The sequence below is a fragment of the Serratia sp. PAMC26656 genome, assembly GCF_016469055.2.
Taxonomy (GTDB): domain Bacteria; phylum Pseudomonadota; class Gammaproteobacteria; order Enterobacterales; family Enterobacteriaceae; genus Serratia; species Serratia plymuthica.
Genome location: NZ_CP150486.1, coordinates 585,972 through 611,784, shown reverse-complemented (window position 1 = coordinate 611,784; position 25,813 = coordinate 585,972). Strand labels below are relative to the sequence as shown.

Sequence of the window (25,813 nt, the reverse complement as noted above, 5' to 3'; positions counted from 1 at the left end):
AAATTCAACTCAATGATGGGGCTACCATGCAAGGTACCAGGAAAGTTTTGTTTTTAATTTACGCCGCGTTGCTGTCCACTATCGGGCTGTTCGCTTCCGATCTTTACCTGCCGGCACTCGCGAATATTCAGCAGTTTTATCAAACTGATGCAGGCACCGTCGGCTTATCGCTGAGCATCTACATGGCGGGATTCTCAATCGGCCAGCTGTTCTACGGCGCCATCTCCGATCAGCTTGGCCGCAAAGCGCCGCTGTTTATCGGGCTGCTGCTGTTTTTAGCGGGCACCCTGGGCTGCATTTACGCCCGCTCGATCGAATTCTTCCTGTTTTGTCGCCTGCTGCAATCCCTTGGCGTCTGCGCCGCCTATGTACTGTGGCAACCGATGATCGTCGATTTGTTCGACGGTAACGACGTGCAAAAGCTGTTCACCCTGATGATGGCGCTGGGCGGGCTTTCACCGGCTCTGGCGCCGTTGATCGGCGGCTATGTGACGGCCTACTTCGGCTGGAAGATGGTGTTTGGCCTGCTGCTGGCGCTGACCGTTCTGCTGCTGGCCTGGACGCTGTTCGGCTACCGGGAATCGCTGGCGCCCGCCAACCGCACTGCGTTTTCCACCACCCGGGTTTTGAAGAGTTACGGCTCGTTCCTGTCCAGTCGATTTTTTATCGGACATGCCTGCGCCATTGCCTGCGGCATCACGCTGTATCTGGTATTTCTGACCATGCTGCCGTTTATCCTGACGGGCATCGGTTATTCAGCGGACGCCATTGGGCTGATGTATCTGCCGATCGCGCTGACCTTTATTGCCGGGACCGAGGTGGCCAAACGCCAGTATGCCAAATTGGGCGACGCGGGCAGCATGAAAGTCGGCATCTGTTTCGGCATGGCCGGCGCGCTGCTGCTGTTCCTCACGCCCTTCTTTTTCTCCGTCTCGGCGGCCTGGAAAATCATCGTTCCCTTCTCGTTGATCACCTTCGGCAACGGCTTTTTGGTGCCGACCGGCTCGGCCTTTTTAATCAAGTGCTTCGCTGACCGAGCCGGCGCTTGCGCCAGTTCGATCGGTTTTATGGTGACCACCATCGCGTTTATCTCCATCAGCGTCGCTTCGCTGCTCGCCAGCCCACTCGGTATGGTGACGGCCATGACGGCGACCATTTTGCTGTTCTCGGCATTGATGGGGCTGGCATTGCTGTGGGGCCGACATGCGCAAGCCGACAGTCGCGTCTCCTACAGCGCCGACGGTTCTTGAGGTCACATCGCAGTAAAACCGGTGCCTGGCTTCTGGCACCGGTTGTTTATCGCCATCCCGCCCCAGCCGCAGGAAAGCGCAGCGCCCCCTCCACACTGTGATTTCCCCCCACCCCTGCCGAAATAACTCCCCTTCGCCATGAATAATGATTATTATTCGCAAATACAAGGATCGGCGCGCCACGACGCGACCGGCCGGATTTTCCCTTTATTCAATGTTGAGCGTTCCTGGCTCCAGGGCAACCGCCCTGTGGCGATAGGCTTTTTTAACTCCATGGAGAGGTTATGAATTCTGCAACCACCACCAGCCGCCGCTTTGGCGCACGCGCCACCTTCCCGCTGCTGTTGCTCACGTCAATGCTGTTTTCCGCCCCGTTGCTGGCCCAGAGCGAGCCTGAGCTGCTGCGCAAACCGGTAGGTAAAGGCGCTTACGAGATGGTGTATAGCCAGGGCGAAAACGCGCTCTATCTGGCGACCTCGCAAAGCCGTAAGCTGGACAAGGGCGGCGTGGTTTATCGGCTGGATCCCAAGACGCTGGATATCACTCAGGTGATCCACAACGACATCAAACCTTTCGGCGCCGCGATTAACGGCAAGACCGATACGCTGTTCTTCGGCAACACGGTAAACAACGCGGTGACCGCTATCGACGCCAAGACCGGCGAAGTGAAAGGCCGCCTGGTGCTGGATGCCCGCCAACGCACCGAGACGGTAAAACCGCTGGCGCCGCGTGAGCTGGTGGCCGACGCCGCGACCGACACGCTGTACATTACCGGGCTGGGCGAATCCAGCGTGGTCTGGGTGGTGGACGGTAAAGATCTCACCCTGCGCACCACCATCACCGATACCGGTAAATATGGCACCGGCCTGGCGCTGGACGCCGCAGCCGGCCGCCTGTATGTGACCAACGCCGACGGCGAGCTGGTGACTATCGATACCAAAACCAACAAGGTGCTCACCCGCAAAAAACTGGATGAAGCCAAAGAGCACTTCTTCTTGAACCTCAGCCTGGATCCGGCCACCCACCGCGCGTTTATCACCGACTCCAAACAGGCACAGGTGTTGGTTGTCGATACCCGCGACGGCACTGTCCTGAGCAAAATCGAGGTACCGGAATCGCTGGCGGTGTTGTTCAACCCGGCGCGCAATGAAGTTTACGTGACCCACCGCAAGGCGGGCGAAGTGAGCGTGATTGACGCCAAAAGTTACAAGCTGCTGAACACCCTCAAGACGCCGACCCACCCGAACAGCCTGGCGCTGTCACCGGATGGCCAGACGCTGTACGTCAGCGTCAAACAGGCTTCCAGCCGCGAAAAAGAAGCCACGGCTCCGGATGACGTGATTCGCATAGCATTGAAATAATCAAGACCGGGGGCGCTTCTGCGCCCCTTGAGGTTGATGACAAAGTTGTCTTTGAGCCCGAGATACCCGGGCCTAGCGCCCCTTTTGGCTTTTAAACTCTAAATCCAACGTGCTTGCCGTCCGGCAGTTCGACATCCAGCCGCAACGTTCCGCCCATCGCTTCCACATAGCGCTTCAATGTCGATATCTTCAGCTCATTGCCACGCTGCTCTATCGCCGCGACGGAAGGCTGGGAGATACCCAGATTATTCGCCAGTTCCTGCTGTGAGATATTCAGCGCCTCACGCAACTGGTACAGCCGTGTTTCCAGCCACATTTCTTGCGCCATTTCTTCGATTCGTTGCAGACTCTCCGGGGTACGCGAGGCTAGCATGTCTTTTAAAGTACCCATTGGCTACTCCTTAAAATTACACATCAAATGCTGGGTAAACTGCGCATCAGCAATAGGCAGCATGACTTTGTAAAACCGCTTCTCGTTACCAGTCTTATCGCCGGCACACAAAACAATAGCCTGACGTAGTGAGTCAAAGGCAAAAAAAGCGCGAATCGGCCGCCCTTTATGCTGAACCCGCAGTTCTTTCATATTAGGGTGCTGTGACCCTCTCAACGAGTCTACAAAAGGACGTGAGAGGTTGGGGCCACTCCGCTCAAGCAATACTAATGCAGCCAGCACTTTCTCCTGAGTAAGTTCATCCTGCACCGCAAACCACCGATCAAACTCTTCCGTTGTTATTACAGTCCACATGGCATTCCCTTTTTATAGACCACAGTCTATAATTAAATTATAGACTACAACCTATAAATGCAATACCCCGGATTTGAAGCTTTGGCGTCTCAACGGTGAAACAGATCATCACCCAGAAAGTGAACCGCCGCAGTTTTATTGTAAATACAGCCCACTAAGCCATCTCTACGGCTTACCCAGAAACCCGTCGGCTTCCTGAACCACCGCCTTTTGGGTCGCCCGCTGGTAGAGACACAGTTCTTTGCCCGGTTTGTTCTTCATAAACGGCTGCGGGTAACGCCCGCCGATCAACAGCGCCGAGTAGCCGACGTCGTCATCATAATGAATGATCGTCCCGGCGGCTTTGGCCGCTTTCAACCCGCTGGCCTTCAGGCAGGCTGCCTGCATCGCTTTATCGCCCTTGGCCCAGGCCGCTTCGGACGAGGCCGCCGCGTTGAAGACGGTGATGGCGGCGGCAAACAGGATAATGATTCTGAGCATGGCTCTCTCCGATTTATTTTGTTTTCCGCAGTATATGCAGCCTTTTATTATTCGGCCATCGGACCGCAGCCTATTATTTACAGCTTTTTTATTCCGGGCGGAAATAAAGTTACGGCGTTTTTACAGACAGTTTTCAGGGCCACGGATAACATCATTACATCGCCGCTATGGCCTCACGAGACGGATGCCTCATGTGTTTATCCCCTGCCTTTTTTATTATTGAACCCGCGTTTTTCATTAAGCTCGGGGGCCGCCATGTATTCTAATATTATTGGTTTTAACCCTCTGCTGGCGGATATTCCCGCCTCGCGGTCGCGCTCGTTTCGCAAAGAAGTCGAACAGTATTTACAGCGCTACCCGCAGACCGAACACGTCGATATTTATCTCAACGATCTGAATGGCCAGTTTCGCGGCAAGCGGCTGCCGGTTGCCGAACTGTTTTCGCTGGATAAGGGCTGCTATTTCCCGTTGTCGATTTATGCCATGGATCTCGGCGGGCGGGTGATCGAAGAAAGCGGACTGGGCCAGCAGGCGGGCGAACCGGATCGCTTGTGCCTGCCGGTGCCCGGCACGCTGCGGCCCTGCGCCCGCGATCCGCAACGCCATGCCCAACTGCTGCTGACGATGCAAAATGCCGATGGTGACGCCTGCGAGCTGGAGCCGCGCGTGGTGCTGCAACAGGTGCTCGGGCGCTTGCATGCCAAAGGCTATTACCCGGTGGTGGCGGCCGAGCTGGAGTTTTATCTGCACGATCCGCAGCAACAGCCCGCCGAGGCCAACCCCTGTCCAACGCAGAGTTTTTCTGTCGATGCCCCGGAGCGCCACCATGCGCTGCTCAATGAGATTGAGCATCAGGCCCGGTTGCAGACGCTGCCGCTGACGGGGATCGTGGCCGAGGCCGCTTCCGGCCAGTATGAGTTGAACCTGCACCACAGTGCGCGGGTGCTGGAAGCCTGCGACCAGGTGCTGGCCCTGAAACGGCTGACGCGCCAGATGGCGGAAAAACACCACCAGCACGCCTGCTTTATGGCCAAGCCCTGCGCGCAGGCCGCCGGCAGCGGTCTGCATTTTCATATCAGCCTGCAGGATGAACAGGGCCACAACCTGTTGGCCGGCACGCCGGGTGAACTGAGCGCCACCATGACGCAGGCGATCGCCGGGATGCTGGCACTGATGCCGGCCTCGATGGCGATATTCGCGCCGAACATCAATGCGTTCCGCCGTTTCCGCCCAGGCATGCACGTGCCGCTGCGTGCCTCCTGGGGCCACAACAACCGTACGGTGGCGCTGCGTCTGCCCTGCGCCGACAGCGCCAATCAACGGATCGAATACCGGCTGGCCGGTGCCGACGCCAACCCTTATCTGGCGGTGGCGGCGATGCTGAGCGGCATGCTGTACGGGCTGGAGCACGCACTGCCGCTGCCACCGGCGGCCTGCGGCAACGGGTATGAAAACGACGACGCGGCGGCGCTGCCGCTTAACCAGCAAGAAGCGCTAACGCTGTTCCGGCAAAACCTGCCGCTGCGCGAAACGCTCGGCCCGGCGTTTACCGCGCTGTGGCACACCTGCAAAACCGCCGAATTGCGCCGTTTCGAAGAACAGGTCACCGAGGCGGAAATAAGCTGGATGCTGTAACGCCGTGGTTTCTCCCCCGGTGACGACCTTATTTATTGGCAATGCACAGAGGACGACGATGAAGTATCAACCTCGGTCGGTAATAACCGACAAAAATAATCAGCCGAACGCAGTAAATGATGGGCCGCTATTCACCTGGCATAAAGGTGCATTGACGATCAGCACCGATCGCCGGCTATTGGACATCGATTTTATTCATCACTTTCTCCGTCATTCGCACTGGGCGCAGGGGATCGACCGCGCCACGCTGGAGCACGCCATTCGCCACAGTCTGTGCTTCGGCCTGTATCGAAAAAAACGCCAGATCGGTTTTGCCCGGGTGGTGACGGACCACGCCACCTTCGCCTGGTTGAGCGACGTGTTTATCACGGCCGAATACCGCGGCAATGGGCTGGGGCAATGGCTGATGCACAGTTGCCTGGAACATCCGCTCATGAGCGGGCTGCACCGTATCATGCTCTACGCCAGCCAGGCGCCGTGGCTGTACGCCAAGGTGGGCTATGAACCGATCAACCAGCCAGACAGGGTGTGGACCATCACGCAGCCCACGATTGATCACCCCTGCGGCGCACTCAATATCCCCCAGTCTGTGCACTGAGTAAGGAAAACACCATGTCCCGTTTGGTTTTGATTTCGAATAAGCAGTGTGACAGCAAGGATCTGGCCTGCGCCACGCAGGCCCTTTCGCCCGACGGCGCGAATGAGGCGGATCGGGGATTGTGGCTGGGCTGGAACGGCGACGTGCAGAACTTTGGCGAGCGCCCGGTTTGCTATCGGCACAATGCCGGCTATGAACAGGTGACTTTCCCGCTGTCTGTCGACGAGTTTTGCCGCCACTATCAGGGCTACTATCACGATGGCCTGTGGCCGGTGTTCCACAACCAGCCGGAGAAAGCGCATTTCACGCCGGAGAATTACCGGGCTTACCGGCAGCTCAACCTGCACTTCGCCGACATCGCCTGCGAGTATGTTTGCCCAAGCGACATCATCTGCATCGATGATTACCAGTTGCTGCCCTGCGGCCAGGCGCTGAAGGAACAGGGATTGCTGAACCCATGCGCGTTCTTCTTCCACCTGCCGTTCCCGTCGGCGGCGCTGCTCAGGCAGATCCCCGAGCACCGCGGGTTAATCGAGTCGCTGTTTTTTTATGATCTGATCGGCTTTCAGACGCTCGATGACCGCAATAACTTCCTCAGCTATCTGGCCAACGAGTACCCGCTGGAGATGCTGCCCGACGACCAGTTGCAGGTTAACGGGCACATCTTCGCCACCGGCCTCTTCCCGGCCGGGATCAACGCCAGAAAGATTTACTGATTCAGGCTGCCGCCCGCTGACGTTCCAGTTCACGCACCAGCGGGATCACTTCTCTGCCGAAGAACTCCACCTCTTCCTGGAAATGCAGGAACGCCAGCAACATCAGGTTTACCCCGGCGTCTTTCAGCGCGATGATGCGCTCGGCGATCTGCTGCGGGGTGCCGATCAGGTTGGTTTTAAAGCCGTCGTTATACTGCACCAGATCCTCGAAGCTGGATTTGGCCCAGTTGCCTTCGCCCTCCGGCGATGCCGCCCCGGCGTTCTTCACTTCATGCTCGAAGCCTTTTACCGCCGCCGGATTGGCGTTGTCGATGATCTCCTGCAATACCGCCTGCGCCGCCTGCTCGGTATCGCGCGCAATGACAAAACCGTTCACCCCGACCTTCACGCGGTGGTGATTGGCCGTCGCCTTGGTCTGGAGATCGTCCACCTGCTGCTTGATGCCTTCGACGCTGTTGCCGTTGGTGAAATACCAGTCCGACACCCGCGCCGCCATGTCGCGCGCCGCCCGTGAGCTGCCGCCCTGGAAAATCTCCGGCAGCGGATCCAGCGGTTTGGGTTTGAGCGAGTAATCACGGTAGCGATAAAAATCGCCGGCGAAGGTGAAACTGGGTTCGGTCCAGATGCCGCGCAGGCAGCGGATGAACTCTTCCGAACGCAGGTAGCGCTCCTCGTGATCCAGCCAGGGCTCGCCGATGGCCTTGAACTCGCCGCGGAACCAGCCGCTGACGATATTGACCGCAATGCGCGCATCGGACAGGTGGCTGATGGTGGCGATCTGCTTGGCCGCCAGCGTGGGGTTCCACGGCCCCGGCAGCAGCGCGGCGATCACCTTGAGCCTTGAGGTGGAATCCAGCAGCGCCTGCGAGAACGCTACCGATTCATGCTGATTATCCGCCCCGTAACCGGCGGTGAAGCGGATCTGGGTCAGCGCGTAGTCAAAACCGGCGCGCTCGGCGATTTGCGCCAGCTTGCGGTTGTAGACGATATCCCAGCCGGTACGCTGCGGGATGTTGCTGATCACCAGCCCACCGGAGACGTTCGGCACCCAGTAGGCAAACTGGATGGGCTGCTGCTCGTTCGATTTGGACATGCTTCCTCTCCCTTTTCTGAATGTCGGTGCCGTTATGCGGCGTTTATATAACCATTATTAATTTATAGATATTGAATCACGCAATTTGGTTATAAACCGATTAGCAGGATGCATGCCAACCGCCTGATCATTCGATCTAATTGAAAAATAAAAGGTTAGCGAGATAAGTAAAACGGAGCCTGTTGCATTGGCAGCAGCGGCTGTCGGGTGAGTGTTGCCCATGCAGCAGCGAGCGACGCTCTCCACAGCTGTACGAAATATAAGCTATCTTGATTGAACGCCCCTTCCGGCGTGTTGATAGAGGACAGCGCCATGCCAGACCATAGCTATCGCCCGCCGACTACCGACCAACTGGATCAATTGCTCCAACAAGCCAGCGCCGCCCAAACCGAGCCTTTCCCAGATGGGGTGGGGATTGCCATCTGCTGGGACGGCGGCGATCTCCCCGGCGCAGGTGGGATTTACCGGTACGGCAATCTGCGCGATTGGGATAACCATTCCATCGCATTCACCGATGACGTGCTGTTTAAAATAGCGTCCTGCAGCAAGACCTTTACCGCCACCGCCTACGCCATGGCGCTGCAAAAAGACATGATTGATGACGACACCACCGTCGGGGATATCGTGCGTCCTTCCACCCTCGGCAGCAATTATCTTGATATTCCCCTGCGCAGCCTGGTGAATTACACCTCGGGTTTTCCGGCCGATAATGTGCCGGGATCCGGCACCCAGCCGACGCCTTTTCCGGTTCCTTATGAAGTTGACGAGATGTTCGGGTTCCTGCGCGGCAATCCCTTTGAACCCGAAGGAACCACGGAGCGTTATACCTACTCGAATCTGGCTTTCTCTTTGCTGGGCTGGTTGCTGGCCGAAAAAATCGGCCATGCCAAATTTGCGCAGCTCATCACCCATTGGATTTTTCATCCATTGGAGATGAACGACTCGCAGTACACCCCACCCTATATCAAGGGTACTTCTTCTACCGAGTCTCAACCGCCCGCTGCACCGAAAATGCTCCCTCGTTGCTATACCTATAGCGCGGGCGACAATGGCAATGACGGCACCTACGAGCTCGCATCGCCCAGTTCCCACAACTTCGACGCCTATTACGGCGGTGGCGGCGTGATGACCTCGCCACGGGATATGCTGCAATGGCTGAGGTTTAATCTGGGCCTGAATAAGAACCTGCCGGATAGCGAAGCCCTGCTGCAAAAACTCCATACGCCCACAACCGGCGTCACCGCCGGTACGTCACAGCTGTGCATGGGATGGTTCATGACCCCGGCATCCGCTCTGTCACCGGCAATGCTCTATAAGGATGGCGACTTGGCGGGCGCCAACAGCTATCTGTTGCTGATAGCCAGCGACGCCCCCGGGCAAATCGCTTCTCCTGCCGGGGTTAGCGTAATGGTGAACGTTAAGGGGTTGACGGTGAATGGCACCACTCTTGCCACCTGGCTCGCCAAAAAAGTGATGGCGATAATGAGCGGCGAGGAAACGCCCCCCGTTTGACTCAACCCATTAAGCTGCTGCATACGGCATCGGCTGCGCCCGATGCCGTTCACCTCTCACACATCTCCAACCGCTCACCTGCCCATTTCAACCGTTCACCCAGCGCAGGGAACCGCTGACTGAAATTCACATGTCTTCCCCTCTCCAGACCCTTGATGATGAGCTGTTGCCAAACCTACGGCTCCACCGTTATTCGCACCCGGGCCACGCGCCTGAAACATCTTATAAGCGGATTAACTCACTCATTTTTTTTGCAGATTAGAATATTAAGGACACCTCATGAACCGAGAGGGGATTTTAAAACACATTCCGTGGATGCTACTGGGGATACTCGGTGCATCCTGCCTGGGCGTGGTTGCGCTGCGCCGTGGCGAAAACATCAGTGCGCTGTGGATCATCGTCGCGTCGGTGGCGGTGTATCTGGTGGCGTACCGGTATTACAGCCTGTATATCGCCACCAAGGTGATGAAGCTGGACGCCTTCCGCGCCACCCCGGCGGTGGTCAACAACGACGGCCTGAACTACGTGCCGACCAACAAGAACGTGCTGTTCGGCCACCACTTCGCCGCCATTGCCGGCGCAGGCCCGCTGGTCGGCCCGGTGCTGGCGGCGCAGGTCGGTTACCTGCCCGGCACGCTGTGGCTGCTGGGCGGCGTGGTGCTGGCGGGGGCGGTGCAGGACTTTATGGTGCTGTTCATCTCCTCGCGCCGCAATGGCGCTTCGCTCGGCGAGATCATCAAAAAGGAAATGGGCCCGGTACCGGGCACCATCGCGCTGTTCGGCTGCTTCCTAATTATGATCATCATCCTGGCGGTGCTGGCCCTGATCGTGGTGAAAGCCCTGGCAGAAAGCCCGTGGGGCGTGTTCACCGTCTGCGCCACCGTGCCGATCGCGCTGTTTATGGGCATTTACATGCGCTTCCTGCGCCCCGGCCGGGTGGGTGAAGTGTCGGTGATTGGCATTGTGCTGCTGGTGGCGTCCATCTGGTTCGGCGGCGTGATCGCCCAGGACCCGTACTGGGGCCCGGCACTGACCTTTAAAGACACCACCATCACCTTCACGCTGATTGGCTATGCGTTCGTCTCCGCCCTGCTGCCGGTGTGGCTGATCCTGGCGCCGCGCGATTATCTGGCCACCTTCCTGAAGATTGGCGTGATTGTCGGGCTGGCGATTGGCATCGTGATCCTCAACCCCGAGCTGAAAATGCCGGCGGTGACGCAGTTTGTCGACGGCACCGGCCCGGTGTGGAAAGGTTCGGTGTTCCCGTTCCTGTTCATCACCATCGCCTGCGGCGCGGTTTCCGGCTTCCATGCGTTGATCGCATCCGGCACCACGCCGAAACTGCTGGCCAATGAAAAAGACGCACGCTTTATCGGTTACGGCGCGATGCTGATGGAATCCTTCGTCGCCATCATGGCGCTGGTGGCGGCCTCGATCATCGAACCGGGCCTGTACTTCGCCATGAACACCCCGCCGGCTGCGCTGGGCATCACCATGCCGGACCTGCACCGTTTGGGCACCGAAGACGCGCCGATGATCATGGCGTCGCTCAAAGATGTGACCGCCCACGCGGCGGCGACCGTCAGTTCCTGGGGCTTCGTCATCAGCCCGGAACAGATCCTGCAAACCGCCAAGGACATCGGCGAGCCTTCGGTGCTGAACCGCGCCGGCGGCGCGCCAACGCTGGCGGTGGGCATCGCCCACGTGTTCCACCAGATCATCCCTGGCGCCAATATGGGCTTCTGGTATCACTTCGGCATTCTGTTCGAAGCGCTGTTTATCCTGACCGCGCTGGACGCCGGCACCCGTTCCGGCCGCTTTATGCTGCAGGACTTGCTGGGCAACTTTGCGCCCTTCCTGAAAAAAACCGACTCGCTGGTGGCCGGTATCGTCGGCACCGCCGGTTGCGTGGGCCTGTGGGGCTACCTGCTGTACCAAGGGGTGGTCGATCCGCTCGGCGGCGTGAAGAGTCTGTGGCCGCTGTTCGGCATCTCCAACCAGATGCTGGCGGCCGTGGCGCTGGTGTTGGGCACCGTGGTGCTGATCAAGATGAAGCGTACCCAATACATTTGGGTCACCGTGCTGCCTGCGGTGTGGCTGCTGATCTGCACCACCTATGCGCTGGGCCTGAAGCTGTTTAGCGACAACCCGCAGCTGGAAGGCTTCTTCTTCCAGGCCGGCGAGTACAAACGCAAAATCGCCGAGGGCAGCGCCGAGCTGAGCACCCAGCAGGTGGCCAACATGCAGCATATCGTGGTGAACAACTACACCAACGCCGGGCTGAGCATTCTGTTCCTGCTGGTGGTGTACAGCATCATCTTCTACGGGGTGAAAACCGCGATGGCGGCGTATAAAAACCCGAACCGCAGCGACCAGGAAACGCCGTACGTGCCGGTGCCCGAAGAAGCGCCATCCCACGGCGTAACTGAGGGGGACGTCAAAGTTTCGCCGCAGCACTGATGGTGATTTAACGGATACCCTGCATAATGAAAGCTAAGTAGTACCCAATGGATTTCGAGCCGCAGCAAGGCGGCAAATGAGCGAACCCCCAGGAGCTTACACCCGTAAGTGACTGGGGTTCGCGAGTGCAGCCAACACCGCTGCGGCTCGAAAGACGACGGGTACGCAGGGTAATTTTTTGGGAGAAGGCCATGTTCGGAAATCTCGGCCAGGCGGGGAAATATCTCGGGCAGGCGGCGCGCATGTTAGTGGGCGTGCCCGACTACGATACCTACGTCCAGCACATGAAAGACAACCACCCGGACAAGCCGGTGATGACCTATAAAGAGTTTTTCCGCGAACGCCAGCAGGCCCGCTACGGCGGCGACGGTAAAGGCGGCATGCGCTGCTGCTGATTTGAGTCAATAAGGACCCGACATGAAACCCATCGCCGTCACCATTTTGACCGGCTTTTTGGGCGCAGGCAAAACCACCCTGCTGCGCCATATTCTGAACGCCGACCACGGCTACAAGATTGCGGTTATCGAAAACGAGTTCGGCGAAGTGCCGATCGACAACGCGCTGATTGGCGACCGCGCCAGCCGCATCACCACCCTGAGCAACGGCTGCATCTGCTGCAGCAAAGCCAACGAGCTGGCAGACGCACTGCTGGACCTGCTGGACGGCGTAGACAGCGGCCAGTTGGCATTCGACCGGCTGATCATCGAATGCACCGGCATGGCCGACCCCGGCCCGATCACCCAGACCTTTTTCTCGCATGAGCTCATTTGCGAACGCTTCCTGCTGGACGGCATCATCACGCTGGTGGATGCCGCGCACGCCGACCAGCAACTGAACCAGTTCAGCATCGCGCAGGCACAGGTGGGCTACGCCGACCGCATTCTGCTGACCAAAACCGACGTAGCGCCGGACTGCGAGGCGCTGACCCAACGCCTGCAGCTGATGAACGCCCGCGCGCCGGTTTACACCGTGACGCACGGCGATATCGATCTGAGCCTGCTGTTCGGCATCGAAGGTTTTACGCTCAACGACAGGCTGAACCTGACGCCGCCCGCCCCGCTGTTCCGCCGCATTCCGCAGCCGCAAAACAACATCCGGTCGATCGTGGTGTACCACGACCAGCCGCTGGAACTGATGCAGATTTCCGAAGTGATGGAAGGTCTGCTGCTGGAATACGCCGACAGCCTGCTGCGCTACAAGGGCATTTTGTCGATCAAGGACGAACCGCGCCGGCTGCTGTTCCAGGGCGTGCAACGGCTGTATAACGCCGACTGGGACCGCGAGTGGCTGCCGGATGAGGAACGGCGCAGTACGCTGGTGTTTATCGGCGTGGATTTGCCGGAGGAGGAGATTCGGGGACGGTTTGCCGCGTTGGGTTGAGAGTGAAAAATCGCATTAATGGGGGCAACCTAAAGAACTGCGCCTGATAGTGCTACAGGCGGGAGCCATACAGAACGCCGACACGCCGTGAACCCCTCCCTGGGGGCTCGTATCGCGCATCCCTGCGCTCAACGGTCGGCTAACCTGCAATGGCGCCCACCTACCTCAAGCTTAGGGTGTAGCGGTAGTAAACTCAGTTATTTAGATGGCCGTAACGCGTAATAATTAAAACATGCCGACAGCCCAGAGTTCATCAGAGATAACTTACCCCTTCTGCAAATAGGGCCCCGCCGCCACCGAATCGCGCAGGATCAGGCTCGCCGGGAAGGTCGGGCGTTTGCTCAGCTCGCCGCCGTCCAGCATCGACACCAGGCGGTTGATGGTTTCCTTAATCATCTCGGTCACCGGCATTTTCATGCTGGAGAGCGAGGGGATGGTGTAAGGCGCCAGCGGGATATCGTCGAACCCGATCACCGACACGGCGGACGGCACCGGGATTTGGCATTCCGCCAGCCGCTTCATCGCACCAATGGCCATCTCGTCGTTGCTGGCGACAATGGCGCTGAACGCATAGCCGCCGGCCAACAGCGCATCGACCGCCGCCATGCCGCTTTGCGCATTCCACTTCCCTTCGACAATCAACGCGTTGTTGACCGCAATACCCTGTTCCGCCAGCGCAGATTTGTAGCCGGAGAGCCGCTCCAGCCCGGTGGGGGAATCCAGCGAGCCGGTGATGAACGCGATATCGCGATGCCCAAGTTGGATGAGGTGCGCCACCGCCGCTGCGCTGGTCGCTTGCTGATCGCTGAAGATGCAGTAGCTGTCGTTCAGCCTTAAGCGGCGGTTGATGACCAGGATCGGCTGCTTATGCCGGGAAATGATCTCGTCCATTTGCGCGATAGAGAGAAAACGCGGGTAGATGATCACCCCGTCGCAGCGCAGATCCAGCAGGAATTGAATGGCCGCCTTTTCTTCTTCTGCGGTGTGCTTGCCGTCCGCCAGGATCAGCTGACGGCCATTTTCTTCCATGATGCGGGCGGACTGAGACATCAGCTCGCTGAAGTAGTTACCGCTGTACAGCGTGTTGGTGACCACCAGCCCGATGGTCTGAGTGGTTTTGGTCGCCAGATTGCGCGCCAGCAGGTTGGGCCGATAACCCGTCTCAGCAATGGCTTTATCCACCAGCGCACGCTTCTCCGGGCTGACATAGCCGCTGCCGGACAACACACGGGATACCGTCGCCTTAGAAACGCCGGCCTTTTTAGCCACCTCAAGTATTGTTGCCATCTGTGCGCCGTCAAAATCCATTGGATGAGCGCAGTCTACCCAAGACGCCCCCCGTTTGAAATGTTTTCACGCCCGCCAGCGCGAGCACCCTTGATCTAAAAGTGACCAGCCTCACGAAACGAAAAACCAAAAAATCATAATTCTTGCCAACAACAAAATACACCTTCATGATTTTGTGAAACCGGTTTCTTGTGGGCGTTTCATTGAGATGGAACGGCGGATCGCCCAGGCAGTAAAAATTCGCCTTTGGGCAATCCGAATTCCTATCTTAAGAGACGATATTTCATGCCGAAGAACTACACAGAGATCTCGCAGGCAATCGTGAATGCGGTGGGCGGCCTCGGCAACATCGAAGCCGTGACGCACTGCATGACCCGCCTGAGATTCGTTGTTAAAGACAAGGCGTTGATCGACACCCCCGCGCTCAAAGCGATTAATGGCGTGCTGGGCGTGGTGCACAGCGGCGAGCAGTGCCAGGTGATCATCGGCAACGAGGTATCGAAAGCCTACCAGGCGGTGCTGGCGCTCGGCCTGCCGGGTAACACTCCTGCCGCCGCGCCCGCAAAACGCAAGATCACCCTGAAAGGCATTGGTGCCGGCATTCTCGATGCGCTGGTGGGCACCATGTCGCCGTTGATCCCCGCCATTATCGGCGGTTCGATGGTGAAGCTGCTGGCGATGATGCTGGATATGGCCGGCCTGTTCGAAAAAGGCTCCTCGACCCTGATCATCCTGAACGTGATCGGCGACGGCGCGTTCTTCTTCCTGCCGGTGATGGTCGCGGCCTCTGCGGCGCTGAAGTTCAAAACCAACATGTCGCTGGCGATCGCCATTGCCGGCGTGCTGCTGCACCCCAACTTTATCGATCTGATGGCCAAGGCGGCGCAGGGCCAGGCCGTGGAGTTCGCCTACATCCCAGTGACGGCGGTGAAATACACCTATACGGTGATCCCGGCGCTGGTGATGACCTGGATCCTGTCGTATATCGAACGATGGGTTGACCACATCACCCCGGCGGTGACCAAGAACTTCCTCAAGCCGATGCTGATTGTGCTGATTGCCGCGCCGATCGCGATTGTATTTATCGGCCCGCTGGGCATCTGGATCGGCAGCGGTATTTCGGCGCTGGTGTACACCGTGCACGGCTATTTGGGCTGGCTTTCCGTCGCCATTATGGGCGCCATCTGGCCGCTGCTGGTGATGACCGGCATGCACCGCGTGTTCACCCCGACCATTATTCAGACCATCGCCGAAACCGGCAAAGAAGGCATGGTGATGCCTTCGGAGATTGGCGCCAACCTGTCGCTCGGCGGCTCTTCGCTGGCCGTGGCGTTCAAAACCAAGAACCGCGAACTGCGCCAGACCGCGCTGGCCGCTGCTGCCTCCGCCATTGTGGCGGGGATTTCCGAACCGGCGCTGTATGGCGTGGCAGTGCGGCTTAAACGCCCGTTAATCGCCAGCCTGATCAGCGGCTTTGTCTGCGGCGCCGTCGCCGGTATCGGCGGGCTGGCCAGCCATTCGATGGCCTCGCCCGGCCTGTTCACCAGCGTGCAGTTTTTTGACCCGACGAACCCGATGAGCATTGTCTGGGTGGGCGGCGTGATGGTGCTTTCCGTGGTGCTGTCGTTTGTGCTCACGCTGGTCTTGGGGTTCGAAGACATTCCGGAAAGCGAAGCAACCAGCCCGGCGGCCACTGCGCCTGCGGCGAATACCGCTAACGCGACCCATTAACGCACCATTTTTATACCCTAGATAATTGGAGTTGCATCACGGCGGCAAGGCCGTACATCCCCAGGAGCTTAGTTAGCTAAGTGACTGGGGTGTGCGGACGCAGCCAACACAGAGGCAGCCTTCAAGTATGACGGGTAATTATTGAGGATTGCATGTCTGATTCAACATTCCCGCAAGGGTTTTTATGGGGCGGCGCCTTGGCCGCCAACCAGTCTGAAGGGGGTTATCTGGAGGGCGGGAAAGGGCTGACTACGGTCGACATGATCCCGCATGGCGCCAACCGCATGCCGGTGAAGCTGGGCCTGGAGAAGCGCTTTACCCTGCGTGAAGACGAGTTTTACCCGAGCCACGACGCGATCGATTTTTATCATCGCTACCGCGACGACATCGCGCTGATGGCGGAGATGGGCTTTAGCGTATTCCGCACCTCCATCGCCTGGAGCCGGCTTTACCCGAATGGCGACGAGCTGACGCCCAACCCGCAGGGCATTGCGTTCTATCGCAGCCTGTTCGAAGAGTGCCGCAAATACGGCATCGAGCCGCTGGTCACCCTGTGCCATTTCGACGTGCCGATGCACCTGGTGACCGAATACGGCTCCTGGCGCAACCGCAAGATGGTGGAGTTTTTCACCCGCTATGCCCGCACCTGCTTCGAAGCCTTCGACGGGCTGGTGAAATACTGGCTCACCTTCAATGAAATCAACATTCTGCTGCACAGCCCGTTCTCCGGTGCCGGGCTGGTGTTCGAAGCCGACGAAAACCCCGAGCAGGTGAAATACCAGGCCGCGCACCACGAACTGGTGGCCAGTGCGCTGGCGACCCGCATCGCACATGAGGTGAACCCCGCCAACCAGGTGGGCTGCATGCTGGCAGGCGGCAATTTCTATCCGTGGTCCAGCAAGCCGGAAGACGTGTGGGCCGCGCTGGAGAAAGACCGCGAGAACCTGTTCTTTATCGACGTGCAGGCCCGTGGCGCTTACCCCTCTTACTCCGCCCGGGTGTTCCGCGAGAAAGGCGTGCGCATCGCGATGGAGGAAGGCGACGCCGAGATCCTGAAGAACACGGTCGATTTCGTCTCCTTCAGCTATTACGCCTCGCGCTGCGCCTCTGCCGATATGAACGACAACAACAGCAGCGCCGCCAACGTGGTGAAATCGCTGCCGAACCCGCACGTGCCGCGCAGCGACTGGGGCTGGGGCATCGACCCGCTGGGTTTGCGCATCACCATGAACATGATGTACGACCGCTACCAAAAGCCGCTGTTCCTGGTGGAAAACGGCCTGGGCGCACACGACGAGTTCAATGCCGCCGGCGAGATTGAGGACGATTACCGCATCAGCTACCTGCGGGAGCACATCCGCGCCATGGCCGACGCCATCGCCGACGGCGTGCCGGTGATCGGCTACACCACCTGGGGCTGCATTGACCTGGTGGCGGCCTCGACCGGGGAAATGAGCAAGCGCTACGGCTTTGTTTACGTCGACCGCGACGACTACGGCAACGGCACCCTCGCCCGCACGCGCAAGAAATCCTTCTGGTGGTACAAGAAGGTGATTGCGAGTAATGGGGCGGATTTGGGGTAATGGGGCTGACGGCGACAAGGGCCGCTGAAGGTGATTGTTGCGAGCTGGATTCCAGACTTTGCAGTAAGCCCCTGTAATTCCATACAGGCTATTTTTTCACCTTTCTGCCAGCGCTATAGTCCCTTGGCTGCGGCACAATCCGCAGCCGGAGTTAGCGTTCCGAATCTGACATATACCGCGGCGTTGTGTAATAATGCCGCAGCTTTAGCTCACCCTAAATAATGGTGGCTCAGGCGGGGGCTTCGCAAGAAGCGCCGGTTCCTATGTCCCGGTGACGCTAACCCCGTCTGGGCTACCACCCGAGTTTAGCGTCTCTGGTGATAGTCATTATCTAATGACATATGGAGATGCAATCATGGCTGATACTTCCACCTCACAACCCGCCACAAATACCCTCACCCTCTATCGCCAACTGTTCAACCAACTCGATCTCAGTACCTTAGACTCGTCACAGCTCTTAGACTTAGCCGCACTCTCCGCCGAGCAGGCCGAAGGGTTATGTCATGGCCTGATGCTGTTTGGCGACCTTATGCAAAAGAACCCGCGATCCGACGACACCCAGTGGGAACAGCTGAATCACTACCTCAATGCTACAGCTCACTTGGTGCCCGCCCTGTGCAACCTTTATGGCCGTGCACTTCGGGAGATGGAGTGCCAGGAGCTGGCAGGTTAAAAAAAGATAAAAATGAAAATAATAAGGACGGTATTAGTTTGGTGCCGTTCTTATCCTCTCCAGAGAATCCCATAGATTTCGATTACATATCAAGATAAATACATTCACCAAGGTAGGCATTTTCCCCCTAGCCTGGCATAGTTAACGCATTCGATAAATCGATGAGCTAACTGCTGGATGACTACGTATGGCCGCTGCAAAACTTTGGACTCGGGAAGAATTACTGGTCGCTTTCACGCTGTATAGCCAAATTCCGTTTGGCAAACTGCATTCGAAGAACCCCGATATTATCCATTTTGCAAAACTGATTGGCCGTACGCCGTCGGCGTTGGCCATGAAGTTAGTTAATCTCGCCAGTTTAGATCCTTTCATCACTGAATCTGGCCGCAGTGGCTTAAAAGGCGCATCGAATGCTGATCGTGCGTTATGGCAAGAAATGAGCCACGATACTGATGCCTTCAATCAGCAATGTCAGTTGGCGATGGATCACCTCGGAGAAAGCGTTACGCCAGAGCTTGATGAGAATCCAAAGAATTTCAGCGGCAACGAACGAATTTCCACCGTCAAAACACGCGTTGATCAGAACCTATTTCGTAAAAACGTACTTGAGATATATGAGTACCGTTGTTGTGTGACTGGATTGGAAGAACCCGCACTGTTGGTCGCTAGTCATATCCTTCCTTGGAGTCACTCGATAGAGCAGCGCCTTAACCCTAGCAATGGGTTGTGCCTGTCCAGCCTTCATGACAAGGCTTTTGACCGCGGGTTAATGACGTTTAATGAGAATTTTGAGTTGGTTTTATCACCGCAGCTCAAAAAGTTGAAAAGCGGTGTTTATGTGGATAATTTTGAGAAATATGAAGGAAAAAAACTTCGGTTGCCATTAAGTTATTATCCTGACAATAAACACTTGGCTTATCATAGAGATAATATATTTATATGTAATTAAATTTTATTTATCATTACTGTAACCGTATATATAAATCAGGCTATTTCACTAATATCCTGCATATCACCAAACACGCTAAAAAAATAGTGGGGTGCCCCTGATCTAAAAAATGGGAACCCCAGACATAACTACATAGGCCAGAAAAATTTGTTTGCGTAAATTGAATGATTCACATTTAGCTCAAACCTTAAGTCCTATTGATTACAGATAAATTTAAATTATGGAGCCACATATCCAAGGCCAATACGGCTTACACTTACTCCAACACGCTGAATATAGTTGAGTGCATATTCATACCTTAGCTTTGCAACGACCTCAGCTTCCTTATTATCACTCTTGATTTTCAAATCATCGAGTTCAAGCTGCAACTCCAATAAAGAAAGTTTTCCACCTTCAATTATCCCACCACGTTGTGCAACAAAAGCGCGCCATTCGACCTTCTGAATTGCGGGAGTACTAGAGTCGTCTTTGGGCGACTTCACTCCTAGCCCTAATATTTTCCCATCATACTCAACATAACAATAAGAGCCGCTATTGATGTGTTGATAAGTTAATTCATCTAAATTCGTGACTGGATATAACTTTATCGCGGTAAACGGACGCAAGCTTGAGTCACTGCCTTTTTTAAAAGCAATCGTTCCTTGGCCTGGCTGTAAATCGCAAGCTGGAGTCGCGCACACCCACCAAGTATCCTCTAACTTAAAAATATGACCACTATCTAATTGTTCAGATCCTATTTCTCCAGAAATATCATCTCTCGATGGTAGGCAACAAACATAACGATTGTATTGACTGATAGCCTCTTTTTTATCCTTATCATTATTTAAGTTTACCTTATAGTGCCCATGGAAAGTGAAACCTGTTAATTCATCGGTAGCGTAAATTCTCTTCCCGAAATCAGCAACACTTTCCTCGACCAAAAAAGATAGCATTTCAGATTGGCGAGAAACATGATCTTTTAATTTGTAGTGGCGAAGAAGCTCAATTTGCGCCCCAGGAAGATCCTCCTTACCTGGTTTTCGTATTGTCTCGTAAAACTTGGCAAAAGCATGCCTCTGCCTTAAAGATGCATCCTCAACTTCCGCCCCTATTCGGCTAATTTCATGACGATATTTAGCCGAAAGCAAACGAGATGGCGTTGGCTTCCAATCAACAAGTGCACTTTGCAGTTCGTGCAAAAGATTTTCTGGGCCTTTACTCACGAAACATACAAATCCGCGTGAAGTTCGTAACCATTTGCAGGCCGCGGAAATATGCCACTCCAACCCTTTAGGTGGAGTATCTGTGAAATCATTCAAATATCGCTTTTCAAAAACACGTATAGCCCAGTAAAAGAAAGTTTTCTTTTCCGATTGAGCTAACTTTAATTCCTCAGCCCATTCACTGAGCTCAAAATATGCACCTTTACCACGCATAAACTCACCCAGTCCTGAAGCTAAACCTCCATCAGGGTGCCGCGCCTGAATATAAGTCGCCATGTCGAGTTTATGTTCAATATGACTACGATCGAACTCATCAGCAGCTTCTTTACCAGAAATTAATTCATCGAGCTCATCAATTTTTTCATTACGTTGCTCATCATATTTCGAAGTACAACTTTCCATAAGGGCTCGAAGGCACTCATGTATAGTTTTTTCAAGATCTTCGCTAGTATGAACCACTACCAAATTAAAATGTTGATTATTCAATACTGATGTTAGAATTTTCCTGGCAGAGTCTCCACCAGTCCCAGCTTCAGCACCCTCTAAATTATAATCTAAGATTAGCAAATCTGACTGGTGCAAATGGTCAGCTAGTTGGTTAGGACTTTCGCTCCCTGCTGTTTTTTCTGAGGTTTTTTCTGAAACTCCATCATGAATATCAATAATGAAACCAGGGTTTTGACTACGAAACTCGCTGATCAATCTTATAACCTCATCAGCAGTCGCGGGATCATGCCATTTCTTTTTAGCGGAACTAACCTCTATTTTTTTTGAATGTTTCTCACCCGTCATCCTTGAATTAAAAATCTCTTCCCATGTCGGGTATTGATCATCAACGATTAATACAGAGCGCAGAGGCGTAATAAACGCTTCTCGGACCAAACCCTCAAAAGTATTTTCCTTAGCCAAAGTCGGCCCCCTTGAAATCGATTACGAAATTAGCGCCCTCTAGACGTCTAAATTTACGCTCTGTGGTATATTCAATCGAATGCCCACCCGCCATCAAATTTACTCGGCACAGGTACAACCCAATGCCTCTTCCTCCACTCGATTTTCGTGTGAAGAACATTTTGAATAGGTTTTCTTGATCTACTGGATTAATACCTGGACCATTGTCAGAAACAATAACTTTCTCTTCTTCAACTGAGAGGTATACTTTTGGGTCAGACGTACCAGAGTTCACTAACCAATAAACGCTATTGTTCACAAGATTCACAAAAACTGGATACAATCGAGATGGTTGTTCATATATTGAGAATGCAAGAAACTCATCAGATGAATATATTTTAATTGCTCTATTCTTCATAACAACATCAAAAAAATTGATGAGGTAACTTTCAATTTCTTTCCCTGAAATCTGCCGACGAGTTCGGCTACCAGAAAGCTTCAGCGGAGAAAGGAACTCAAGCTGTTGACTGAGAGCCTCAAAACCTTCCACAACCAAATTAGTACCTGGTATATCCCCTGACTCCCGAATTTGTCTAATACCTTCTCGGAGCATACGCTCATTATTGTTTAGTTCATGACCTAATATTTCGACAGTCACTCCAAGCTGAGCAACTTGATTAAGACGATTCAGATCATCACGTAAAGCAATATTGTCGGCCGTCCCTTGTCGCGCAATAAGCTCGATATTGATATTTTCGCTCATCAACTCAAGAGCATCCAAATAGGACTGGAAGGTATCTTCATTCTCCGAATCAAGCTTGGCGTGCAGTATTTTCATCTGCTCCAAAGCTTCGTCAAGACCGAGTAGCCCCAACCGAACCTGCTCGACAAGTGGAATCGCCTCATGATGAAACGTTTTATTACGCTCATCGAATAATGCAGTAACTCGGTCTCTCTCTGTACTTTGTAGGACATCAATAGACTTCCGCCAAGAACGCAAACGAGCTTGTAGCCGACTAGCGTGACTATTAAGCTGCTTTTGGGCAATCTCTTCAGGATGTGCGGGATTGATCCTCTCAATAGCAGTAGCGCGCTTTTCTTCAAGCGCCCGGATGCGATCTAGTATTTCAGCATACATAACTCTAAATGAGCGATAATCATCTTCGGTAATACCGAGCTTTGCTGGTGCACCTACGATTCGTAAATCAGCTAAACGAGCATTCAACTCACTGATCAACGTCTGAGCATCTTCAAGTCCCTGTTCGTCGTCAATTTGAGTATTGAAGTCTATATTTTGCGTTTCATCGAATATCGCTGCCAAAAGCGGTAAGTTTCTCTTTAAGCGAGAACGAAACCTCTTCGCATTCATCTTCGAAAGTTCTTTACGTTCTCTTTCGGCCCTTTCTCTTGCATTCAGAGCTTGAATGTCAGGGAGAAGTTCCTTTCTTAAAGCTGAGCTGCTTCCAAAATACTCGTAGGCTGCGCGCCTAAGAATATTTTTCACAATTTCTCGCAACATCTTGGCTGCACGATTGTCAATAAAACCTTCACGTCCAGCCTTATCACGCAGATTAGGGTTCTGTTCTCTCGATATTGCGATACGACCAAACATACGCCTAGCATTCCAGTACTCTCGCCCGGCATTAATACTACGCTGCTTTTCAATTTCGAAAAAATCATTGACCTCGCGTCCATAAGGAAGCACTCGTAATCCATTGCGAAAGATTAGAAAACCACTATGTTGCTTCGCAAGTCCATCAAAGCGAGTAAAATCCGCATCTGACAGGGTTGAATTAACCCTCATTTGTTCAAAGGTTGCAATATGTAGGCTAAATGGCCCAATGAAAGTGGTCGGTCCCTTCGGAATAGCTAAATCTCTTGGCGGAAAAATTTTGTAATCTGAACCAAACTTTCTCCATACTCCATATGCTTTAACCTGCCCACGAAATACACCATCCTCATCAATATTTCCGGAAAGAACATGTTCCATTTCTTCGGTGACTTCGCGGTTTATAGCTTCCCGCTCATCTTCCACAATCGCAGAAGAAAATCCACCGGACCATGTTTTCACTTCATAAGAAAATTCAGGGTCGAAAGAATTAAACTCGCTGGCATCAACTACAACGTAAGGGTCAGTAAATGCATAAAGGGTGGAAATAAATGCCCGTCGAATATTTTTAACATTAGCATCCGACTTAATTGATGGTAATTGTGCCCTAAGATCGTAGTTTATGTCAGATACAACTAAAGCTGTTCCGTGCTCTCTTTCTCCGCTCCAAACCAACCAAGGCTGCAAATGTTTTTCTTCAAACCGCGCATTAATAATTGTGTTCGCAATAAGCTCAGATGGTTTTCCTGCTTGGGGATCGCCTTCCTGAATAACCTTATCGTATGTTTCCCAAGCAAGCATCAAACGATTCGCTCGACTTTTATCCGAAGCACTGCCCCAAAGATTCTCCCTCAAACGATTAAATAAGCGGGGGAGCAGTTGAAACAGTTCAGCCTTGTCGGAAAATTGAGTCACCGGAATTTCAATATCTGACAAGACCAGATACGGGTTCTCGAAAATGCGCCAATCAATAAGTGCAGCAACAAAGTCCGCATTTTTTCTTTTACTAACGATTAGGAGAAGCGGCCCAAGATTCGCTGATGATAAGCGGCCAATACCTTTTTGACCTTGCTTGGTTCGCTTTGGCAAACCATCCCGATCATCCTTATCCTGAGTACTGTTATCGTATTTAGAGTCTGTGCCAACAACAAGCCATCTGTTGACGAAATCATCATAGCTCATGCCATGCCCATCATCGAAAACAGCGGCCACAGGTTCGGAATCATCAAAAATATGGAGGCTTACGTTGCGCGCATATGCATCGTAGGCATTTTTCCAAAGCTCCGAAATTGCCGTAGGGCAGTCGGCAATTTGTTCGCGTCCTAAGTGGTCAACCGTTCTGGCCTGGGTACGAAAAGCGAGTGTTTCAATCATACTTTCTCAGTTTCGTGTTCTTCGGCGCTAGTTGGTACGTCGACTCGCGCCTGGTCAAATGATTTATCAATCAAATAGGTTTTAATATATTGGATCAAGTGCTTGCCAAGCTCAACCGGAACCGCATTACCGATTTGTCGGCCAGCGGCAGTAAGCCCCCCAATAAAAGTGAAACTATCAGGAAATGTCTGGATCCTTGCCGCTTGTCTTAGCGTAATACCGTGGTGCTCTGTCGGGTGCACAAAGCGTCCTTTTGATGGATTAATGCATGCCGTAGTCATTGTTGGCGCGGGTTCTGCCGGATTGATTCGACCATATACGTCTTTATGCCCGTCATGTTTTTTATGGCACGGAAGAATACGACCAGAGTCCTTGCGACTTCCTCCATTCGGGGGAGTATTACGAAATGCATCCACCAACTCAGAGCCATGGTTCATATGGATGTCGTTTTCGTCCCCTTTAGGAGCAGACTTAAAGACATCCGCACAAGAAACCCAGGTTTTTTGACCCAGCACAGCCTTTCCTGGTGCAACGTGGGTCGCCTCAGGGGGCCAAACGAAGCCCTGCACGTCTTGGTGATCTCTAATCCCCAAGATGAAGACTCTCTTTCTTCGTTGCGGTACGCCAAAATCGCGGGCATCTAAAACTATAGGATCAAGTACTTGGTAACCAGCCTTCTTACCTTCTTCATAAAATTTATCAAGATAAGATTTGTGGCGTTCCCAAAGAATTCCAGGCACATTTTCCATAAGGAAAATGCGCGGGCGAAACGCTTTGACGAACCGAAAATAGGCAAGAACCAACTGATTACGGGGGTCATCCACACCCGCATCTAATATCCGATGTGTCGAAAAACCCTGGCAAGGTGGCCCTCCAAGGAGGAGATCACATTCAACATCACCAAGATTTTCAGCACGAACGGTTTCAGGAATGTAATCTAATATACTGTTGTCTAAGACCTTTACCTTTCTAGCGGCTTCATATTTGAGCAGATTTTCCTTATAGGTTTCCACCGCATAAGGGTCGTTCTCAATAGCAACTGCGATTGAACAGCCTGCCTCGATAGCAGCAAGCGAGAACCCACCCGCTCCCGCGAATAAATCGACAACAACAGGTTTAACTTCACAATTTTTTTTGTCCATTCGAGTTCAGAACGCTCAACTAAGGTTAAATTGACTATGAGTCAATTGGGTAAACATCTTAAACACAACAACAGTGATGCTATGTAAGACCTTTGAAGTACTATCATATGGGCAATCTCCCATGTTGACTGTACATCAGGAGTCT

The 25,813-nt window shown here is 54.0% G+C and carries 21 protein-coding genes; 13 read left to right on the top strand and 8 right to left on the bottom strand.

Annotated features, from left to right (window positions below; translation table 11 throughout):
* Positions 1-26: 26 nt before the first annotated feature.
* Positions 27-1,250 (top strand): Bcr/CflA family efflux MFS transporter, encoded by a 1,224-nt coding sequence (locus tag JEM67_RS03470; protein ID WP_233527816.1) that lies wholly within the window; start codon positions 27-29, stop codon positions 1,248-1,250.
* Positions 1,251-1,534: 284 nt separating this feature from the next.
* The gene (locus tag JEM67_RS03465; RefSeq protein WP_199638035.1) at positions 1,535-2,611 is read left to right on the top strand and encodes a YncE family protein; all 1,077 of its coding nucleotides are present in this window, start codon (positions 1,535-1,537) and stop codon (positions 2,609-2,611) included.
* Between the two features lie 91 nt (positions 2,612-2,702).
* On the opposite strand, the gene JEM67_RS03460 is transcribed toward JEM67_RS03465, so the two are convergent.
* From JEM67_RS03460 to JEM67_RS03450, 3 genes are all read right to left on the bottom strand, one after another.
* On the bottom strand, positions 2,703-3,002 hold the full coding sequence (locus JEM67_RS03460; RefSeq protein ID WP_020438386.1) for a helix-turn-helix domain-containing protein: 300 nt from the start codon (positions 3,000-3,002) through the stop codon (positions 2,703-2,705).
* Between the two features lie 3 nt (positions 3,003-3,005).
* Positions 3,006-3,356, bottom strand: coding sequence for a type II toxin-antitoxin system RelE/ParE family toxin (locus JEM67_RS03455; protein WP_013811355.1), 351 nt, complete (start codon positions 3,354-3,356; stop codon positions 3,006-3,008).
* Between the two features lie 165 nt (positions 3,357-3,521).
* Complete coding sequence (locus JEM67_RS03450; protein ID WP_199638033.1) at positions 3,522-3,836, bottom strand: hypothetical protein; 315 nt, start codon at positions 3,834-3,836, stop codon at positions 3,522-3,524.
* A 255-nt stretch (positions 3,837-4,091) separates the two neighbouring features.
* Here JEM67_RS03450 and JEM67_RS03445 point away from each other — a divergent pair, with 255 nt between their 5' ends.
* The 3 genes from JEM67_RS03445 to JEM67_RS03435 are packed head-to-tail and all read left to right on the top strand — an operon-like array spanning position 4,092 to position 6,785.
* Positions 4,092-5,471 carry a glutamine synthetase family protein gene (locus JEM67_RS03445; protein ID WP_199638031.1) on the top strand — a complete coding sequence of 460 codons (1,380 nt, stop codon included), beginning with the start codon at positions 4,092-4,094 and terminating at the stop codon, positions 5,469-5,471.
* Positions 5,472-5,529: 58 nt separating this feature from the next.
* The gene (locus tag JEM67_RS03440) at positions 5,530-6,069 is read left to right on the top strand and encodes a GNAT family N-acetyltransferase (RefSeq protein WP_013811352.1); all 540 of its coding nucleotides are present in this window, start codon (positions 5,530-5,532) and stop codon (positions 6,067-6,069) included.
* Between the two features lie 14 nt (positions 6,070-6,083).
* Complete coding sequence (locus JEM67_RS03435; protein WP_006323392.1) at positions 6,084-6,785, top strand: trehalose-6-phosphate synthase; 702 nt, start codon at positions 6,084-6,086, stop codon at positions 6,783-6,785.
* A gap of 1 nt (position 6,786) precedes the next feature.
* Here JEM67_RS03435 and sfnG read toward each other — a convergent pair whose 3' ends face one another.
* Positions 6,787-7,878: a dimethylsulfone monooxygenase SfnG gene (sfnG, locus tag JEM67_RS03430; protein WP_199638029.1), complete on the bottom strand. Its 1,092-nt coding sequence runs from the start codon at positions 7,876-7,878 to the stop codon at positions 6,787-6,789.
* A gap of 312 nt (positions 7,879-8,190) precedes the next feature.
* On the opposite strand from sfnG, the gene JEM67_RS03425 reads away from it, so the two are divergent.
* The 4 genes from JEM67_RS03425 (at position 8,191) to yjiA (ending at position 13,230) form a co-directional block, all read left to right on the top strand.
* Complete coding sequence (locus tag JEM67_RS03425; RefSeq protein ID WP_199638027.1) at positions 8,191-9,390, top strand: serine hydrolase domain-containing protein; 1,200 nt, start codon at positions 8,191-8,193, stop codon at positions 9,388-9,390.
* Between the two features lie 279 nt (positions 9,391-9,669).
* Positions 9,670-11,850, top strand: coding sequence for a carbon starvation CstA family protein (locus JEM67_RS03420; RefSeq protein WP_199638025.1), 2,181 nt, complete (start codon positions 9,670-9,672; stop codon positions 11,848-11,850).
* A gap of 191 nt (positions 11,851-12,041) precedes the next feature.
* A complete protein-coding gene (locus tag JEM67_RS03415; protein WP_004953088.1) occupies positions 12,042-12,245 on the top strand; it encodes a YbdD/YjiX family protein in 204 nt (67 codons plus the stop codon).
* Positions 12,246-12,267: 22 nt separating this feature from the next.
* Positions 12,268-13,230, top strand: coding sequence for a GTPase (yjiA, locus tag JEM67_RS03410; RefSeq protein WP_199638023.1), 963 nt, complete (start codon positions 12,268-12,270; stop codon positions 13,228-13,230).
* Between the two features lie 264 nt (positions 13,231-13,494).
* On the opposite strand, the gene JEM67_RS03405 is transcribed toward yjiA, so the two are convergent.
* Positions 13,495-14,517 carry a LacI family DNA-binding transcriptional regulator gene (locus JEM67_RS03405; RefSeq protein WP_199638021.1) on the bottom strand — a complete coding sequence of 341 codons (1,023 nt, stop codon included), beginning with the start codon at positions 14,515-14,517 and terminating at the stop codon, positions 13,495-13,497.
* A 285-nt stretch (positions 14,518-14,802) separates the two neighbouring features.
* Here JEM67_RS03405 and ascF point away from each other — a divergent pair, with 285 nt between their 5' ends.
* The 4 genes from ascF to JEM67_RS03385 all read left to right on the top strand — a co-directional run bounded on the left by ascF (position 14,803) and on the right by JEM67_RS03385 (position 19,453).
* Complete coding sequence (ascF, locus tag JEM67_RS03400; RefSeq protein ID WP_199638019.1) at positions 14,803-16,248, top strand: PTS cellobiose/arbutin/salicin transporter subunit IIBC; 1,446 nt, start codon at positions 14,803-14,805, stop codon at positions 16,246-16,248.
* 152 nt (positions 16,249-16,400) lie between these two features.
* Entirely contained in the window at positions 16,401-17,831 is a 1,431-nt protein-coding gene (locus JEM67_RS03395) for a 6-phospho-beta-glucosidase (protein WP_199638017.1), read from the top strand.
* Positions 17,832-18,186: 355 nt separating this feature from the next.
* On the top strand, positions 18,187-18,504 hold the full coding sequence (locus JEM67_RS03390; protein ID WP_199638015.1) for a hypothetical protein: 318 nt from the start codon (positions 18,187-18,189) through the stop codon (positions 18,502-18,504).
* A gap of 187 nt (positions 18,505-18,691) precedes the next feature.
* Entirely contained in the window at positions 18,692-19,453 is a 762-nt protein-coding gene (locus JEM67_RS03385) for an HNH endonuclease (protein ID WP_199638013.1), read from the top strand.
* 218 nt (positions 19,454-19,671) lie between these two features.
* Here the strand turns inward: JEM67_RS03385 and JEM67_RS03380 are convergent, their stop codons facing one another.
* Genes JEM67_RS03380 through JEM67_RS03370 form a run of 3 tightly spaced genes read right to left on the bottom strand, consistent with a single transcriptional unit; the run spans position 19,672 to position 25,668 of the window.
* Complete coding sequence (locus JEM67_RS03380; protein ID WP_199638011.1) at positions 19,672-21,564, bottom strand: response regulator receiver domain; 1,893 nt, start codon at positions 21,562-21,564, stop codon at positions 19,672-19,674.
* On the bottom strand, positions 21,557-24,526 hold the full coding sequence (locus tag JEM67_RS03375) for an ATP-binding protein (protein WP_199638009.1): 2,970 nt from the start codon (positions 24,524-24,526) through the stop codon (positions 21,557-21,559). Before JEM67_RS03375 ends, JEM67_RS03380 begins: the two co-directional genes overlap by 8 nt.
* Entirely contained in the window at positions 24,523-25,668 is a 1,146-nt protein-coding gene (locus tag JEM67_RS03370) for a DNA cytosine methyltransferase (RefSeq protein WP_199638000.1), read from the bottom strand. Before JEM67_RS03370 ends, JEM67_RS03375 begins: the two co-directional genes overlap by 4 nt.
* Positions 25,669-25,813 lie beyond the last annotated feature (145 nt).